This window comes from Halovibrio sp. HP20-59, from assembly GCF_033052795.2.
GTDB lineage: Bacteria > Pseudomonadota > Gammaproteobacteria > Pseudomonadales > Halomonadaceae > Vreelandella.
Genome location: NZ_JAWJUW020000003.1, coordinates 32,250 through 49,709 on the forward strand (window position 1 = coordinate 32,250; position 17,460 = coordinate 49,709).

16 protein-coding genes are annotated in these 17,460 nt (G+C 55.0%); 7 read left to right on the forward strand and 9 right to left on the reverse strand.

The features are described from left to right. Position 1: 1 nt before the first annotated feature. A complete protein-coding gene (locus RZA33_RS04325) occupies positions 2-3,046 on the reverse strand; it encodes an efflux RND transporter permease subunit (protein ID WP_317506625.1) in 3,045 nt (1,014 codons plus the stop codon). A gap of 1 nt (position 3,047) precedes the next feature. Next, positions 3,048-4,142: an efflux RND transporter periplasmic adaptor subunit gene (locus RZA33_RS04330; RefSeq protein ID WP_317506626.1), complete on the reverse strand. Its 1,095-nt coding sequence runs from the start codon at positions 4,140-4,142 to the stop codon at positions 3,048-3,050. 194 nt (positions 4,143-4,336) lie between these two features. Between RZA33_RS04330 and RZA33_RS04335 the strand changes: the two genes are divergently transcribed. Next, positions 4,337-4,966, forward strand: coding sequence for a TetR family transcriptional regulator (locus RZA33_RS04335; protein ID WP_317506627.1), 630 nt, complete (start codon positions 4,337-4,339; stop codon positions 4,964-4,966). Positions 4,967-4,969: 3 nt separating this feature from the next. Here the strand turns inward: RZA33_RS04335 and RZA33_RS04340 are convergent, their stop codons facing one another. From RZA33_RS04340 to RZA33_RS04350, 3 genes are all read right to left on the reverse strand, one after another. Beyond that, on the reverse strand, positions 4,970-5,857 hold the full coding sequence (locus RZA33_RS04340) for an amino acid ABC transporter substrate-binding protein (RefSeq protein ID WP_317506628.1): 888 nt from the start codon (positions 5,855-5,857) through the stop codon (positions 4,970-4,972). A 74-nt stretch (positions 5,858-5,931) separates the two neighbouring features. Continuing rightward, a complete protein-coding gene (locus tag RZA33_RS04345) occupies positions 5,932-6,828 on the reverse strand; it encodes an amino acid ABC transporter substrate-binding protein (protein ID WP_317506629.1) in 897 nt (298 codons plus the stop codon). Continuing rightward, entirely contained in the window at positions 6,816-8,285 is a 1,470-nt protein-coding gene (locus RZA33_RS04350) for a sensor domain-containing diguanylate cyclase (RefSeq protein WP_317506630.1), read from the reverse strand. The genes RZA33_RS04345 and RZA33_RS04350 overlap by 13 nt, the downstream gene beginning before the upstream one ends. Before the next feature lie 408 nt (positions 8,286-8,693). Here RZA33_RS04350 and codB point away from each other — a divergent pair, with 408 nt between their 5' ends. From codB to RZA33_RS04365, 3 genes are read left to right on the forward strand one after another with little or no spacing between them, the layout of a single operon-like run. Continuing rightward, a complete protein-coding gene (gene codB, locus RZA33_RS04355) occupies positions 8,694-9,959 on the forward strand; it encodes a cytosine permease (protein ID WP_317506631.1) in 1,266 nt (421 codons plus the stop codon). Between the two features lie 17 nt (positions 9,960-9,976). Continuing rightward, complete coding sequence (gene codA, locus RZA33_RS04360; protein WP_317506632.1) at positions 9,977-11,230, forward strand: cytosine deaminase; 1,254 nt, start codon at positions 9,977-9,979, stop codon at positions 11,228-11,230. 51 nt (positions 11,231-11,281) lie between these two features. After that, entirely contained in the window at positions 11,282-11,836 is a 555-nt protein-coding gene (locus tag RZA33_RS04365) for a YbaK/EbsC family protein (RefSeq protein ID WP_317506633.1), read from the forward strand. Between the two features lie 77 nt (positions 11,837-11,913). On the opposite strand, the gene RZA33_RS04370 is transcribed toward RZA33_RS04365, so the two are convergent. Together RZA33_RS04370 and RZA33_RS04375 are read right to left on the reverse strand one after the other, a co-directional pair. Beyond that, positions 11,914-12,369 carry a rhodanese-like domain-containing protein gene (locus RZA33_RS04370; protein ID WP_317506634.1) on the reverse strand — a complete coding sequence of 152 codons (456 nt, stop codon included), beginning with the start codon at positions 12,367-12,369 and terminating at the stop codon, positions 11,914-11,916. Positions 12,370-12,379: 10 nt separating this feature from the next. Then, the gene (locus RZA33_RS04375) at positions 12,380-12,829 is read right to left on the reverse strand and encodes a GNAT family N-acetyltransferase (protein ID WP_317506635.1); all 450 of its coding nucleotides are present in this window, start codon (positions 12,827-12,829) and stop codon (positions 12,380-12,382) included. A 351-nt stretch (positions 12,830-13,180) separates the two neighbouring features. On the opposite strand from RZA33_RS04375, the gene pcsA reads away from it, so the two are divergent. Further along, positions 13,181-13,864, forward strand: a complete 684-nt coding sequence (gene pcsA / locus RZA33_RS04380; protein WP_416337845.1) for a phosphatidylcholine synthase — start codon at positions 13,181-13,183, stop codon at positions 13,862-13,864. A 148-nt stretch (positions 13,865-14,012) separates the two neighbouring features. On the opposite strand, the gene RZA33_RS04385 is transcribed toward pcsA, so the two are convergent. Next, positions 14,013-14,564, reverse strand: a complete 552-nt coding sequence (locus tag RZA33_RS04385; RefSeq protein ID WP_317506637.1) for a fasciclin domain-containing protein — start codon at positions 14,562-14,564, stop codon at positions 14,013-14,015. 198 nt (positions 14,565-14,762) lie between these two features. Between RZA33_RS04385 and RZA33_RS04390 the strand changes: the two genes are divergently transcribed. After that, the gene (locus RZA33_RS04390) at positions 14,763-15,326 is read left to right on the forward strand and encodes an RNA polymerase sigma factor (protein WP_317506638.1); all 564 of its coding nucleotides are present in this window, start codon (positions 14,763-14,765) and stop codon (positions 15,324-15,326) included. Continuing rightward, the gene (locus RZA33_RS04395) at positions 15,305-16,015 is read left to right on the forward strand and encodes an anti-sigma factor domain-containing protein (RefSeq protein ID WP_317506639.1); all 711 of its coding nucleotides are present in this window, start codon (positions 15,305-15,307) and stop codon (positions 16,013-16,015) included. The genes RZA33_RS04390 and RZA33_RS04395 overlap by 22 nt, the downstream gene beginning before the upstream one ends. On the opposite strand, the gene RZA33_RS04400 is transcribed toward RZA33_RS04395, so the two are convergent. Beyond that, positions 15,999-17,450, reverse strand: a complete 1,452-nt coding sequence (locus tag RZA33_RS04400; RefSeq protein WP_317506640.1) for a PLP-dependent aminotransferase family protein — start codon at positions 17,448-17,450, stop codon at positions 15,999-16,001. The two genes, RZA33_RS04395 and RZA33_RS04400, sit on opposite strands and share 17 nt — an antisense overlap. Positions 17,451-17,460: the final 10 nt, after the last annotated feature.

Here is a 17,460-nt window from a genome sequence, read left to right on the forward strand (position 1 = left end):
GTTAATCCGTATGGATTTTGATTCGATACAGCACACAATAGACGACCGGCAACACAACCAGCGTCAATAGGGTGGCGACGCCTAAGCCACCGATTAGCGCCACCGCCATGCTGGCGAAGAAGGCATCGCTAATCAGCGGAATCATCCCCAGCATGGTGGTTAACGCAGCCATCGCCACCGGACGCACGCGGCTGACGGCCGCTCGCACTACCGCATGGTAGCGGTCCTGATGCAGCGGCAGCTGCACGTTGATTTCTTCCACCAACACAATGGCGTTTTTTATCACCATACCGATCAGGCTCAGCGTACCCAGCAACGCCATAAACGAAAACGGCATGCCGGTGAGCAGCAGCGCGCCCACTACGCCGATAATCGTCAGCGGCACCAGCGACCAGATGGCCAGCGGCTGACGGAAGTTGTTAAACAGCACCACGGTGATAATAAACATCATCGCAAGCCCCAGAGGCAGCGAGGAAAACAGCCCGCTTTGTGCCTCGCCGGCCGTTTCGTACTCGCCGCCCCACTCCAGTCGATAGCCGGGTGGCAATTCTAGCGCTTCTACCTGAGGGCGAACATTCGCCAGTACGCTGGCCGCAGTTACCCCGCTTAGCGGGTCCGGCTCGCCGTACACGGCCAGCATGCGTTCGCGGTTGCGGCGCATTATCAGCGGGTCCGCAACGCGTGTGGTGATATCGCTAATCACTTGATCGGCGGTGATATAGCGACCTTGCTCTGCGCTCCATACGTTGAGCGAACCAAGGTTATCAACGTCGTGGCGCTGGCTGGGAATCGCCCGCGCCACCATGGGAATCAGGTCGCTGCCGTCGCGATAAATACCCACCTGGCTGCCGCTGGTGCTCAGAGCAAGGGTGCTCGCCAGGTCTTCACGGGTCACACCCAGCCTGCGTGCAGTATCTTCAAGAAAAACGGGCTCAATCGCTTGCACGCGGTTACGCCAGCTGGTGCGCACGCTGGTCATATACGGCGTATCGCGAAACATGGCTTCGACCTGATCGCCCAGCTGTCGCAGTACTTCCGGGTCGCTGCCGTAAAAGCGCGCCTCCAGCTTGGCTTTGGGAGAAGGGCCGACTTCCAAGGGGGCAATTTTATAGTCGATATCGCTGTGGTCGCGCTCCAACACTTGCTCTACGTCAGCCATGCGGTCGTGTTGAGTCGCTTTATCGTCGGTTTCGACAATCAGCTGCGCGTAGCTTGAGTAGCGGTCTTCCGGCGAGTAGGTTAGCGTAAAACGCTGTGCCCCGCCGCCCACCGTCGTGGTCAGGTGGCGAACCCCATCCATCGCCATCACGCTATCTTCCAGCTCGCTAACGCGGCGCTGGGTTTCGAGGATATCGGTGCCTTCTGGCGTGCGGTAATCGACAAAAAAGATCGGCGTGTTGGACGCAGGAAAGAAGGCGTTTTTGACCGAACCAAAGCCTACCACCGCCCCGACTAAAACCGCGGCTACCAACACCAGGGTGACCCAACGCCACCGAATACCGACGATGATAATACGCGCGAAAAAGCGGTAGACAATGCCTTGGTAGGGGTCTTCTTGACCATCGCCGGGCGCGACGTTGCGGAAAAACAGCTTAAAATAGAAGGGCGTTAGCGTCAGCGCGGTAATCCAACTCAGCAGCAGCGAGTAGAGCAGCACAAAAAACAACGAGCCGATAAACTCGCCGGTGGTATCCGGCGATAAACCAATCGGTGCAAAGGCGGCAATGGCGATGAGCGTGGCCGCCAGCAACGGCCAGGCGTTTTGACGAATCACTTGATGGGCTGAGTCGCGGATCGTGTTGCCCCGCTTTAAGCCCACCAGCATGCCCTCGGTGACCACGATGGCGTTATCTACCAGCATCCCAAGGGCGATAATCAGCGCCCCCAGCGAGATTTTCTCCAGCTGCAAACCGTGGATGCGCATCATCATAAAGGTGCCGATAATGGTGATCAGTAGGATAAAGCCCATCAGTAGGCCGCTGCGCCAGCCCATAAACAGCATCAGTACCACGATCACAATGGCGACGGCTTGAATCAGACTGAGCAAAAAGCCCGATACCGCTTCGTCGACCACCTGGGGCTGGTCGTAAACCACGTTGAGTTCCATACCCAGCGGCGTGCGCGTTTGAAGTTCATCCAGGCGCTGCTGCAGCCGTTCACCCACTTCGACGACGTTCACCCCGCTCTCAAAAGAAATCCCCAATGAGATTGCCGGCCTGCCCATATCCCGGTAAAGCTGCTGGGGCTGCTCCGCCAGCTCGCGGCTTACATCGGCAATATCGCTCAGCCGCACCAACTCCCCATTGCCCTCGCTAACAATCAGCCCGCGCAGATCATCGATGTTGGCCGCGCTGCCGGTAGGCGTAATACGAAAACGACGGCCATCCTGCTTGAGATGCCCCGCGTCGGCCACCGCGTTTTGCGTATCGAGCAGCTGCTGCAGGCGAGTTAGCGGAATATTCAGCGCGCGCAGGCGTTCGCGGTCAAACTCAATATAGATGCGCTCTGCGTGCTCGCCACCCAACGAGACCTTCTCTACTCCTTCGACCAGCGCCAGCTCACGCTTGAGAAAATCCGCATGATCGGCCAGGTCAGGCATGCTATAGCCATCGCCCGTTAGGTTGACCATAAAGCCAAACACATCGCCAAAATCATCGTTAACGCGGGATTGACTGGCCCCTGGCGGCAGCGCTGCCTGGGCATCGGCTACTTTACGACGCAGCGAATCCCACAGCTGCTCCAGCTCCTCGTTCTGTACCGTGCTCTCTAATTCGACGGTAATCTGCGAGAGGCCATCGGAGCTCACCGAGCTAACGCGTTTAATCGACGACATCCCCTGGATCGACTCTTCCAGTGTCGAGGTGACTTCCTGCTCGACCTCTTCAGGCGTCGCGCCGGGATACTGCGTGGTAATGAGTGCATTGCGAATCGTAAATTCAGGAAACTCTAGCTGGCCCATGCCTAAAAACGATAGCGCGCCGCCCGCCAGCAGAACGACTGTCATTAAATAGCTGGCCGCTCGGTGGCGTAGAAAGTAGTCGACCATCTTAAAGCCCCTGCTCTTTTTCCCACGGCGTCACTTGAGTCTCCGCCGTTAAACGATGGGCGCCAGCCGCTACAATGCGGTCACCCGCGGCAAGGTCACCGCTGACTTCAAGCCCTTTGGAGGTCAGGCGACCGACCTCTACCGGTACCGCTTCAACGTTTTCCGGCTCAACAAAGCGCCACACCTGTGCCTGTTCGGGGTCATCACCCGCATAGCTCACCGCGTCAGCGGGCAGACGCCACAGTGGAGCGACGTTCTTGGTTTCCAGCGAGCTCAAATCGAGCCGTACGTTGGCACTCATGCCATCCAACAGGGTGATATCGTCCGGCTGGGGAAGCGTTAGGGTGACTTCATACGCCAAGCTCTGCGCGCTAGCTTGGGTGGTATAGGAAGCTAGCTGGGCGAGATAGGGTTTATCGCTGTTGCCAAAGCGCACTTCAAACGCCAACGCATCACCGAAGGGTGTGCCATTGCTTCGCGGTATGCGTTGCACAATCTGCTCGGGCAGATGAAACACGACGTCTAACTGCCCAGGTTGCTGAATAACCGCTACTGTTTCCTTCACCTGAACAATCTGGCGGTTATCCACCGGCACTTGGGCAATCACACCATCGTAAGGGGCACGTAGTTTTGTATGCTCGACCTGCTCTTGGGCCTGTTCAAAGGTGGCCCTCGCTGCTCGCCACTCGCTTTCCGACTGATCAAACTGGGCTTGGCTGACCGCCCCGCGTTGCAGGGTATAGCGCATGCGTTCTAGCGTTGCCTCGGCTAGCTCCAATCGCGAGCGGGCGCTGTCTAGCTCGCTTTGGACATTGCGATCATCAATCCGCGCGATGACGTCGCCCTCGCTCACCTGCTGGCCGGGGCTGACATTCAGTTCCAGTAGCTCGCCCGCCATGCGAAACGACAAATTGCTGCGCGTCGTCGCCTCCACCCGCGCTGGAAACTGCCGCAACGCCGTCACGTTTCCCGCTTCCAGGGTGACCAGCTTGACCGGGCGCACTGTGCTTTCCGACTCCACCGGAGAGGGGTCGCAGCCCGCCAAAAACAGCAAGACCAAAAGCCCTGTCAATAAACGAACAAAAGAAACGGGCACGGCGAACTCCTTGGCAACGTTTGCCTTCAGCATGGGCATCGGGCGAGAGATAGCGTCTTATAACTGATATTTTCTAACTGACATGCACCACTGACATTCATGAATGTCAGTGGTGCATGTATACTAATCATCCGCTGGCGACTTTGCCATTCATCAATGCCAGAATAATGTGACTTGTTGTCCCAGGAGCCGCCATGACCCGTCGCAAGGCCGATGCCGAACGCACGCGGGAAGCCATTCTCGACGCTGCAGAAGCCACCTTTCTCGCCCACGGAGTTGCTCGCACCACCCTGGCGCATATTGCCGAGGCGGCAGGCGTCACCCGAGGAGCGATTTATTGGCACTTCGCGGATAAGGCAGCGGTCTTCGATGCGTTGCTTGAGCGGGTACGTATTCCACTGGATGAAATTGTCGATGACGCGGTACAGCGCCTCGGCACAACGCCCGTGGCCTGTTTACGCGAGATTGCCCAGCGGTCGCTAGCGGGCATTTGTCACGATTTACCGCTGCAGCGGGCCGCCACCATTGTGCTCCACCGCTGCGAAAAGCTTGAAGATGATCACCCAAGAATCAGTATGATCACACGGCTCTCTGAGCACGCCGAGGAACGAGTAGAGCAGCTGTTTGAAGAGGCCCAATTAGCCGGTAACTTGCGCGCTGACCTTACCCCGGCCAGCGCCCGACGCCAGTTTCATGGCGTTTTGATTGGCGTCTGTTTTGACTGGCTCCAGGCCCCCCAGCGGCACTCTCTGGCAGATGAGAGTCACGGCATCGTAGAGACATTAATCCGTGGTTTATTCAACACTCAAACCGTAGGAACTTGAGACCTATTTAGCCTCATTCTGGGAATTTTTCCGCTCGCTTAATCCACTCCCATATCGCGAGGGGAAATCGCGAAGGGACGTAAAGTGTTCAGCCAGTACATCGCTCATCGGCACGTTAAGCGTAACGCCTTTACCCGGCAGCGGCTGATGAAACCAACGGTCGTAAATCGATTCCATATCAGGACTTGTGTAGATGGCATGAAGGGATTTATTGACTTGGTCAGCAAATGCGTCATCGCCGGTTCGCATCATAAAACCCAGCGGTTGTGATTCTGTTAATGGCTCAGCGGATAAGGTGTATGCATAGGGATTTTCTGATTCGGCAATCATTGCACTAAGTAAAATATCATCCATCGCAAAGGCAGCGACGCGGCCCTCAGTGACTAAATCAAACGCTTCTTGCAACGTATCGGCAAGCACCACCGATAAATACAGCTGATGCTGTCGGTTCGCTTGATTGACTTGCCCGATATTAACCGTACCTCTCGCCACGCTGACGCTCTGCCCGGCTAAATCATCCAACGTCCTAAAACCACTCTCGCGCAGTGCCACATAGCGCACGGTGACGAAATAGTGGCTCAGGGCAAACAGCACGCTACGCCGTCTTTCGGCGGTATTAGTGCTGGCGTTGCATTCAATATCAATATCGCCACGGTTGAGTAGCTGAACCCGGTTACTAGGGGTACGGGGCACATAGACTATTTCAAGTGACGAAAGTCCTAGGTTTTCCTTCAACTGCTTAGCTAAACGCTGGCAAATATCGATAGAGTAACCAACGACTTGACCCTGATTATTTAGGTAGGAAAAAGGCGCTGTATCGCCGTACCCCACCCGCAATATGGACGTTTTTGCTATTCGTTCTAGCGTATTAAGTGGCGGCGTTGCGTGCACTGGACCTCCACTAAGCGCTATTGCCAGTAAGCTACAACATCCTATTAATGTTGTTTTATGCATCGCACACCCCTCTACTCTAAGTAACTATCAGGATCGGCGAATATCGCATCGAGTTCTGGCGTTAACGGCAAGTTCAATACCTGATCATCAGGTGGTATAGGCTGCAAAAACCACTTCGCGTAAAGGGGGTGAATAGCCTCACTTTGATAAAGGTGGCGTAGTTTACTATTGACTAGGTCAACAAAAACCGGGTCATCCGGTGGCATCATTAAGCCATACGGTTCAGCACTGCTCAGCGCTGCTTTTGAGATATTGAACATGCTAGGGTCCGCGGCAGATGACACCAAACCCGCCAGCAAAACAGCATCCATGACAAACGCCGATGCCTTACCTGACGCCACCATGGAAAAGGCATCTTCATGGTTACGGCTCAACATGACCGATATATTCAAACCCTTGCTGCGATTGAGCTCATTGAGCTGTTCAATATTGATGGTGCCTGTTGTTGACACAACGCTGCGGCCAGCCAGATCTTCAATGCTTTGCATATTTTGCTCGGTGAGCGATACATAGCGTGTGGCGGTTAAAAAATGCGGGAAAGAGAAAGCAGCTTGGCGGCGGCGCTCGGGCGTATTAGTGGTCACACCACACTCAATGTCCACCTCACCATTGCGCACCAGGATAAACCGATTCGCAGGCGTTACCGGTACAAAGTTAATTGCCAACTCGTCTAGCACCAACTCCTTGCGTAGGCCCTCTATGACGTTCAAACATAGGTCAATGGCATACCCCATCGGCTTATCATTAGCCACGTAGGAAAAAGGCGCTTCACTGGTACGATGACCGACGTTGATTTCGCCATTCGACGCTATACGCGACAGTACTGGCGAGGAGGAAAACGGATCACCTAAGGCGGTGCTATGCCAACTAAACACGCCAACCATGATAAGAGTGGTTAACCAGGGCATGATTTCTCCCTCCCAACAGTCTTCGTCGTTGTCATCTTCATCCCCGTGGCAAACAGCATATAGCGGTTACGCCCTTTCGCCTTAGCCGCGTACAGCGCAATATCGGCGTTACGCAGCAGGTCGTAGCTGGTGTCACCATCGACGGGGGCTCTGGATATACCCACACTGACGCTGATGTGGATTTCTTGTGCCTCAATCTGAAACGGCTCACCGAGCGTGGCAACAATGTTATCCGCCAATGCCTTAGCCCCCTCTTCCGATGCACTGCCTGAGACGCGCTGAATGATGGCAAATTCATCGCCGCCTAGGCGCGCCACCAAATCGTTGTCTTTCAGCAACCTCTGCACTCGCTGGCTAACTTCTATCAATAGCGCATCGCCCACCGCATGGCCCAAGCTATCATTCACGTCTTTAAAGTAATCAAGGTCAAACAATATGACGTTAAATACATCACCTTGCAGCAGTGAGTACTCTGCCGCTTTTAAAGCGTCATTAAGTTGTATCCGGTTTGGCAGTTTGGTCAATTCATCATGGTGAGCAAGGTGTTGAAAACGAAGGGCTTCGTCTTTTACATCAAGTAAGTGTTCTCGCTCAATGACCTTCTTACGCAGGGCATCAATGGCTTTTGCCATACGGCCAATTTCATCGTTGCGAGAGGTATAAGGCGTGGGGCTTTGTGTCTGATTTTTGGCTATGGCCGCCAGTGCCCGAACCAGTATCGGTACTGGCCTGAAGAGATGACGCATTAATATACTTAGTACCAGGGTAGTTGCGACCAACACTGCCAATAATGCTATTAACGCTTTACCAATCAGATCATTACGCATCTGATAAAGCGTTTCTCGCTGACCAATGGTTGAAACAACCACGCCCAATAACTGGCCGTCAGGCGTCACAATAGGCAACGAGCTAATAAAGTGTTCTTGACTGCCGACCCCGGCAAACCCGACGTAAAAGTCAGCGGCCTCTGCTGTTGATTGCCAAGCATTCACCGTCAACCTCGCCATTGATCCCGATGAGGCGTTAAGAGCGTCTGCCACTACCTCAAGTGAGCCTTCCGGCGTTGCTCCAAACAGCCACACATTGTTGCGTGTTTGGGCACTGGCCAGTGCCAGGACATCGACGGGACTAAATCCCGTTTCAAGCACTGAATCCTCATCGCCAATGGGTCGCTGAGAGACAATATGGGTGATCTGCCCCATTTCGTCAGCATTGACGGCGACAGAGGTATAGATACGCCGAATAGTAGCACTGACGATCTGCGCATTTAACTGCGCTTCACGCGACCACTGTTCGCGCGCACCACGCTCTACCATTAAAAACCCCGACAACGCGCCCATTAAATAGGCAAACACAACCCCCAGCAGCATAAACACCACCACCTTACCTACCAGCGTATGGTGCCAGGGCAGCTTGGTCACCGTCGCTGATGAATTCGCCCGAGGGGGTTGTTGCATGTGCTTAGGAGTCCCTTATTTGCTATACCATCGGCAGTGGAGAGCAGTCTCTGTAATGACTCTTCTTTATTAACGAGGTATTTGTCGTATACAACGCTCTTCGGCAATGATTAAAATTTATTAGGCTTTATTTTAAAAGTACCACTAAAAAGACTGAATAGACCTTAAAAAAAACACAAACAACACGTTTTTCCAAAAGCCCGCTTATTGGCATAATTATTGCTCAGTTATTTTCATTCGCGCTTGCATTGTTTGCGCTTTGCTTGATCCCTTTTATTGATAACTGCTTTTTTTGATAAGTACTTTTGTTGATAAGCACTTTGGGGCTTTTGATAAACAGGTACTTTTGAACCTTTTTGATAAATAAGCACTTTTGGGCTAACTGTTACCTTTGGCTAGGAGATCACCATGCGACACTCCGATTACCCCCTAAGCGAAGTCCCCATCAGCGCCCGCAAGGGCTTGCTCTCGACTTCTGCCGTATTGCTCGGTTTTACCTTTTTCACCGCCACCATGTGGGCAGGTGGCTCCTTGGGCCAAGCCTTCCCGATTGGCCAGCTGCTATGGATTATTATGGCTGGCAACCTGCTGCTGGGCGCCTACGCGGCGACACTTGCTTATATCGCTTGTCGAAGCGGGCTCACCTCGGTGTTGATGGGGCGCTTCTGCTTTGGCGAAAAGGGCAGCAAACTTTCTGACTTTATTCTCGGCTTTACCCAAATTGGCTGGTACGCCTGGGGTACCGCGACGATTGCCCTGGTACTGGTACGCACCACCGGGATGCCTGAATGGCTGGAAATCCCCTTAATGGTGCTTTTTGGGTTCGGTTTCTGCGTGACCGCCATGATTGGCTATAAAGGCATGGACTGGTTATCGCGGTTTGCCGTCCCCGCCATGATGCTGTTTATCGTCATCAGTCTGTTTACCGGTCTGGTGGATGTGCGCGGCTTTGCCGGGCTAAGCCAGCAAACGCCCACGGAAAGCATGAGCGTAGCAGCGGCGATTACCGTGATTATCGGTACCTTCATCAGCGGCGGCACTCAAGCGACTAACTGGAGCCGCTTCGCCAAAACGCCGAAAATTGCCGTGCTCGCGACCCTGGCGGCTTTTTTTGTCGGTAACGGTTTCATGGTACTGACCGGTGCGCTGGGCACCATGATTTACCAGCAGGCGGATATCGTGGATGTATTGATCGCCCAGGGCTTTGTCACCATCGCCGTGCTGATGCTGTTCCTGAATATCTGGACCACACAGGACAACACCATCTACAACTTCGCCGTGGCGGGCTGCAATTTACTGCGCACCGAGAAGCGCCGTTTGGTGACGGTAGGCGGCGCAGCCATTGGTACCGTGCTGGCGGTCGGTGGCATGTACAACCTGTTGATCCCCTTCCTGGTGCTGCTGGGCACCTTTATTCCGCCCATGGGCGGGGTGATCATGGCGGACTTCTGGCTCAAGCATAAAGGCCGCTACCCTTCGCTGAAGACTGCTGCATTACCCGACTTTAATCGCCGGGGATTAGCCGCCTATGCGCTAGGCGCGGGCGCTGCCTACTTCTCACCATTACTGCCCCCACTGGTAGGTATCGCGATAGCAGCGGCAAGCTACGCCGTGCTGCTACGCCTCAAACACGCTACGCTGGGTGATAGCCTTCCCTCTACTGCTAAGCAATAAGTGAGTCTCTCTTTTATATGAGCATGCAGATAATTAACGCCCGCCTGCGCCAACGCCCTGAGCTTTATCGTATAGACATTGATAACGGCGAATTTAGTGCGATTACCGCCCAAGACGCGCCTCAAACCGCAAGCGCTGGGCAAATTGATGCGAATGGTAAGCTGGCTTGCGCGCCGTTTATTGAGCCACATATTCATCTGGACGCAGCCTTGACGGCGGGTGAGCCAAACTGGAACCAGAGCGGTACGCTGTTTGAGGGCATTGAGCGCTGGGGCGAACGCAAGCCCATGCTGTCAGAGGCCGACATTCGCGAGCGGGCGCTGAAAACGCTTAACCTGCTAATCAGCAACGGCGTTCAGTTTGTGCGCACCCACGCAGACACTAGCGACCCGAGGCTGATTGGGATAAAAACACTGTGCGCCTTGCGCGATGAGTTAAAAGATAAAATCGATATCCAGGTGGTCGCCTTTCCTCAAGACGGCCTGCTCTCCTACCCAGGGGGCGAGAAACTGCTGGAAGAAGCGCTGGAGATCGGCGCCGATGTGGTCGGCGGTATTCCGCATTTCGAATACACCCGTGAACTGGGTGTCGCCTCCATGAAGCGGGTGATTGAGCTGGCGATCAAGTACGACCGCTTGGTGGACGTCCACTGTGATGAAATCGACGACCCCAACTCGCGCTTCCTTGAGGTACTCGCCTGCGAAGCGCTGTTTAACGACTTAGGCAGCCGCGTCACGGCTAGTCACACCACCGCTATGCACTCCTACGACAACGCCTATTGCTCCAAGCTGTTTCTGCTGCTTAAACGCTCGGGTATCAATTTTGTCTCATGCCCCACCGAAAGCATTCACCTGCAAGGACGTTTCGACAGCTACCCCAAACGGCGCGGCGTGACCAGGGTGAAGGAGCTCAACGAGGCGGGCATCAACGTATGCCTGGCCCAAGACTCCATCGTCGACCCTTGGTACTCGCTGGGCAACGGCAAGCTGCTACGCACGCTGGATTTTGGCCTGCATATCTGCCATATGATGGGCTATCAGGACTTCAGCCAGGCGCTGTCGCTGATTACCGACAACAGCGCGCGCACGCTCGATATCGAATCACGTTACGGCATTGAAGTGGGCAAACCCGCCAGCTTCAACCTGCTGGACGGCGAGGACGATTACAGCGTGTTGCGCGCCCAGGGCGAAGTACTGCTCTCGGTACGAAACGGCGAGATCATCATGCAGCGCGAGCCAGCCAGAATCACCACGCCACCGTGGCTTGGCTAATACAACCCAAGCGCGTTAGGTTAGGCTTTCAGCCAACACGGGGATTTCACGATGAGCGTCGAGACCGTTCGCCAGTTCTTTGCCGAGCATGCACCGGATGTGACCATCGAAGAGCTTGAAACCAGCACCGCCACGGTAGAGTTGGCCGCCAAGGCCCACGGCGTGGCACCCGGGCAGATCGCCAAAACCCTGGCGTTTCGGGTGGGTGAAAAACCGCTGCTCATCGTTGCCAGCGGCAACGCGCGCATTGATAACCGCAAGATTCGCGACACCTTCGGCGGCAAGGCCAAGATGCTCGACGCCGACACCGTCATGGAACTCACCAGCCACCCGGTGGGCGGTGTCTGCCCCTTTGGCCTCGCCACCGACCTGCCGGTGTACTGCGATGAATCACTCCACGCCTTTGAAGAAGTGCTACCCGCCGCCGGCTCGCCCAACAGCGCCGTACGCCTGAGCCCCAAGCGCCTGGCCGAACTGGTCAATGCCCAGTGGGTGGATGTGTGCAAGCTGCCGGAGACTGATTACTTACTCAGCTCTCAAGCCAACGCAAAAAATTTAGAGACATCAATCGAGCAGAACCATTCTGGGCAGGCAAAGCCACGTTAGCTATTTGAAAATAACGTCAGTGTACTTTTCTGAAGTTAAACAAATGCAACATAATTAATTTTCATGCACTTAATCACCTAACACCCACATGCCACAGTCTCCGCGCTCTCCATGCTTCCCATCTGCTCACCTGTTTGAATAGGATGTTGATCACGACGCCAAAAGTCCAACCCGCCCAACAGCTCTTTTACCTGTAGCCCGGCGCTGGCCAGCTTCCAGGCGCCTTTGGTTGAGCCGTTGCAGCCAATGCCATCGCAGTAAGTGATATAAACAAGGGTGTTATCCAGCTCAGCCAAGCGCGCTGGCGTCATCTCTTTATGCGGCAGGCTGATCGCTCCTGGAATATGCCCGGCACAGTAGTGCTCAAAGCTACGTGTATCGATCACTACGATCTCGGCAATGCCATTGGCCAAATCCTGCGCCACGTCCCAGGCATCCGTGTGGTAGCAAAGCTTGTCATACATCGCAGCGGCCATGGCCGCGGGCTTAGCAGGCGGAAACGCCAACACGGCGGATTGATGCTCGTTTTTCATCGCTTGGCCCTTATTTAATATCGAGTAAATAGCCGTAAAAAGCGGTGTTGCGCTGCCAGCCCAATGATTCATAAAGGTGTTGAGCGCGCTCGTTTTCTACTTGCGTCATTAATATCAAGCGTGCAACGCCGTGATCGTGGGCCAGTTTTGTAGCGGCTTCCATTAATGCCCTCCCGGTGCCTTTATCACGACAATCCGGCAGCACGAAGAGATCGTTTAGCGTCCAGCGGGCATTTAGGCCCACCGTGGAAACACCAGGATATAGCTGTACAAAACCCGTGAGCGTTCCTTCACTGTTCTCGCTAACCAGAATGAATGAATCTCCCAGCCCCATGCGCTGGCGCAGAAAGCTACGCGCCGCGTCTGTATCGCTCGGTTGTTTATAAAACTGACGATAGCCATCAAGTAAACTACTGAGTGCTTCCAGGTCACTGAGTACCGCCGAACGAATATGAACCATAACGACTGCTCCAGTTGGGTGGTGATGCATGGGTGGTGATGCAACACAGCTTGCAGCTATAGTGGCCTCTAAAGGCGTGGATCCAACACGTTGAGTTGACGGCTGACGATGTGCTTCCTTCTCTACCTTGCACTAAGGCATCACCGGTGACCATTGCTTTAAGGTGCATGGCAGAAAAACGCCGCCCGCCATCAATAGATGGCCTGCCTGCGTATTCTCCAAGTACCTTCCTATAGTAGGGTAACGTTCTTCATACACACAATTTTCTACCAACCAGCAAGGGGACAACGCGTTCCCAATGGGGTCAACGTGGTTCAACCGTTCTCTTCGCAAACAGAGTCCCGCGCTTCGATAGGTAAGGCTTGGTGCGTGCACGCCTTCACAGCCAGCGGCGTTCTGCTCGGCACGATGGCGATGCTCGCCCTGGTCGACAATAATCCGGTTGCCTGCCTTCTCTGGCTAGGCGCGGCAATGCTGGTCGATGGCTTCGATGGCGCCCTGGCCCGCAAGTTCGACGTCAAGACCGTGCTGCCCCATTTCGATGGCTCAACTCTGGACATGGTCATCGATTACCTTACCTGGGCCTTTATCCCGTCACTTTTCATCTATTTCTTCATTGAGCTACCGCCTAATCTCGGGCTTTTGACGGTGTTCATCATTCTGCTGTCATCGATGTTCTGTTTCTGCAACGTCAATATGAAAAGCCAGGATAATTTCTTTGTCGGCTTTCCTGCCGCCTGGAACGTCGTCGCGATCTACGTCTATATTCTTGACCTGCCGCCCTTGTTCACGTTTGCCGTGATTGTCTTGCTGGCCGCCCTCACCGTGACGCGGATGAAGTTTCTTCACCCGTTCCGGGTGCGCCTGTTCATGCCACTCAATATCGCTGTGACGCTTTTGTGGTTCGTCTGTGCCACGTCGCTGGTACTCTCCACCCCCGAGCACGCAGCCTGGGCACTATGGGGCTGGGGCGTCACCTCGGTGTACTTCGTCGGTATCTGCCTGTGGCGTACCGCGAAAGAATGGTTCGATTGACAGATCACGGATGGCTAACGACTTTATCGCCCCCGAGAAGGATTTTTATGGCCACCTGGCCAATAAAAAACCACCGCCTAGCTTGCCAGGCGGTGGGTAGACGTCACCTAGAACGGATGACGGTGGTTATCCGATACGAGTTGAACCGTTAGGGCATTAACACGCTATCGACCACGTGGATAACACCATTCTCCTGGGCGACATCGACGACCGTAATATTGGCATTGTTACCCTGGGCATCCATAACCATCAAATTGTTACCGTTGCGCATGACGGAGAGGTACTCACCTTGGACAGTTTTAAACGCTACCGTACCGTCATTTTCCATTACCTCTTCCAGCAAAACATCGCGCGTCAGGTTGCCAGGCACAACATGATAGGTAAGGACAGTTTGTAGCTGTTCCTGATTCTCTGGTTGCAGAAGCGTATCGACAGTGCCATCAGGAAGTTTCGCAAAGGCATCATCCGTCGGAGCGAATACGGTAAACGGACCTTCGCCTTGTAACACATCAACCAATTCAGCTGCTTTTACAGCGGCGACGAGTGTTTCATGGTCACCCGAATTAACCGCATTCTCGATGATATTCCGCTCGGGAAGCATGCTGGCGCCACCTACCGTGGTCGGGCCATGGTCAGCAACGGCAACGCCGGTATAGAGAGCAGCGGCACATAGGCTGGCAGTAAGAAGTTTGAGTTTCATTGGGCATCTCCTGGTTGTCATTAAAAAAGCTCAACAATACAAGCTCATTAACACTTACGCGCCTAACGCCTAGGTGGATGCAGCTATCTCAACAGTTATCGCAATAATTTTTTATTGACCACCGGAAAGCGCGCCTATTGCCTTCAACGGCGGACTCACCAAGACTGACGATTCGGTTTATTGTGCAGAGATGCCTGAATGCTAGATGCAACGCAGCGCCACCAGTATCTTATTGACCAGCTTCACGGCTGTGCCCAAGGCGACAGTCAAGCATTTGAACGTCTCTATCGCCTCTCCAGTGCGCATCTATATGCTCAACTGCTGCGTATAGTAAGAGATGAAAGTGCCGCACAAGATTGTCTGCAACAGGCTTTTATCAGAATTTGGCATGCTGCCGATCAATATGACGCCACGCGAGCCAAGCCAATGACCTGGCTTTCAACACTCGCTCGCAATATTGGCATCGACTGGCTGCGCCGCCAAAAACCACAGGACACCACCACCGATGAACCCTTGCTAGCAACGCTATTAGGCGCCGACGACCCTGAAGATGACAGCATCAATCATCAGCAAAACGACAAACTGAACGACTGCCTCGACACACTCAGTCGACATCAGCGCCAGTTAATGGAAATGGCCTACTTTCAGGGCATGACTCACAGCGAGCTTGCTAACTCTCTGTCCCAACCGCTGGGCAGCGTCAAAAGCTGGATCCGCCGTGGACTTGAGAGGTTAAAAACATGTCTAACCAATGGGATTTAAGCGACCCTCACGATCGCCACCTAGCGGCTGGCGAGTACGTACTGGGCGTATTGGATAGCGATCAGAAAGCACGCTTTGAGGCGCTGTTGGCTGTCAGCCATGACCTGCGTAATGACGTGGAAGAGTGGCGAGAATACCTGCACCTGTTCAACGAGCAACTGGACCCTAAAACACCGCCCAGGGAGGTCTGGCAGCGCATTACCCAGGCGACCGGCGCATCATCCTTGCGCTGGTGGCAACGCCTGGGTGCATGGCAAACCATGGCGACCAGTTTTGGGGTGATCGCGATAGCGCTAGGCCTTCTTTGGCAACAAGCTGAACGGACCCAGCTGCCAGACGGAGAAGCCGTCTTCGTGGTTCAGGACGAATCACGCACGCCAGGCTGGATCATTAGCGCGACCCAGGAGGGAGAGCTGATCGTGCAAGCGGTTCAACCGACCCAAGTCGGCAGCGAACAGACCGGTGAACTGTGGTTGATTGCCGATGGCACGCCCATCTCGCTAGGCTTGCTGCCAGAGCAAGGCAGCCGACGCCTACAACCCAGCGAGGAGCTGCGCGCGCAATTATTCACTGCCGATTTAGCCGTCAGTGTAGAGCCCCAGGGAGGAGCGCCTGGAGGTCAGCCAACCGGGCCGATTATCGACCATGGCAGTTTGACCCCCGTGCGAGGCACTACTCTGAATTTATAAGGCCTACCTCATGCTGCTGCGCATCTGCCACCATCTCAGTGGCAAGCTCACCCAAGGTTCGCACGGCGTCTTCGATGGCCGGCGTTAGCGTAAACGCATAGTTCAGACGCAGGCACTGGCGGAACTTGCCCGAGGCAGAAAACAGCGACCCCGGCGCTACATGGATAGCATGCTGCGCTAAGCGCTGATTGAGCTTCACACAATCCACGGCGGCGGGTAGCTCTACCCAGAGCAAAAAACTGCCCTGTGGATAGCTGATACCCGCCCCCTTGGGGAAGTAGCGCTGCACCCAACTGATCATGATATCGCGCTGGCGCTGGTACTGGCGGGTGGCGTAACGGACATGACGCTCGTAGTGCCCTTTGGCGACGAACTCCGCCACTGCCAGCTGCGGCAGCGTGGCCGAAGCGCCGGTGGAGACATACTTCATGTGCAGCGCCTGATCGCGGTAACGGCCCGGCGCCAGCCAGCCCACCCGCAACCCCGGCCCCACCGTTTTGGAAAAGCCGCTGCAAAGCATCACGCGCCCGTCGTCATCGAAAGATTTCACCGTGCGCGGCCTTGGCAGGCTAAATGACAAATCGCCGTAGATATCGTCTTCGATAATCGCCACATCAAAGCGTTGGGCAAGCTGAAACAGCGCCCGCTTGCGTGCTTCAGGCATGGTGTAGCCCAGCGGGTTATTGAAGGTCGGCGTGACCTGTATGGCGCGGATTGGCCACTGCTCCAATGCCAGCTCCAGGGCTTCCAGACTGATACCGGTTTGTGGGTCGGTAGGAATCTCCAGCGCTTTTAAGCCGTTGGCCTTGAGGATCTGCATGGTGCCGTAAAAGCTGGGCGAGTCCACGGCCACCACATCGCCGGGCTGGGTGAGGGTGCGCAACGCAATCGAAAGCGCTTCCTGGCAGCCGGTCGTAATCACAATGTCGTCCGGGTGTAGCAGGCAGCCAGAAGTAATGGCCAGTCGTGCTACCTGCTGACGCAGCTCGGGACTACCGCTCAGCTTGTCGTAGTTGAACCCGTGTAGGTCACTGCTGCGATGCAGCCCGGCGAGAATCTTCGACAACGGCCGCAGCGTCTCATACTCAAAATTCGGCACACCACGCCCCAGCAACAGCCGCACGTCATCCCGCTGGGTGGCGACGAGCTCAAGCACCTGATCCCACTGGGAAACATCCAGCGGGCGCTGCGCCGGTCGGGAGACTGACGGCAGCACCGACGGCGCGCGGCTAGGCAGCACGAAGTAGCCCGATTTTGGTCGCGACTCGATCAACGCCCCATCCATCAGTTGCCGATAAGCTTCCTGGGCTGTGGAGATGCTGACGTCCAGCTCCTGACACACCGCACGAATCGACGGCAGACGATCACCCACGCGGTAAATACCGTGCTCGATACGCTCCCTCAAAATCGTGGCGACCTCTTCATAGCGCGTCATGACACTCCCC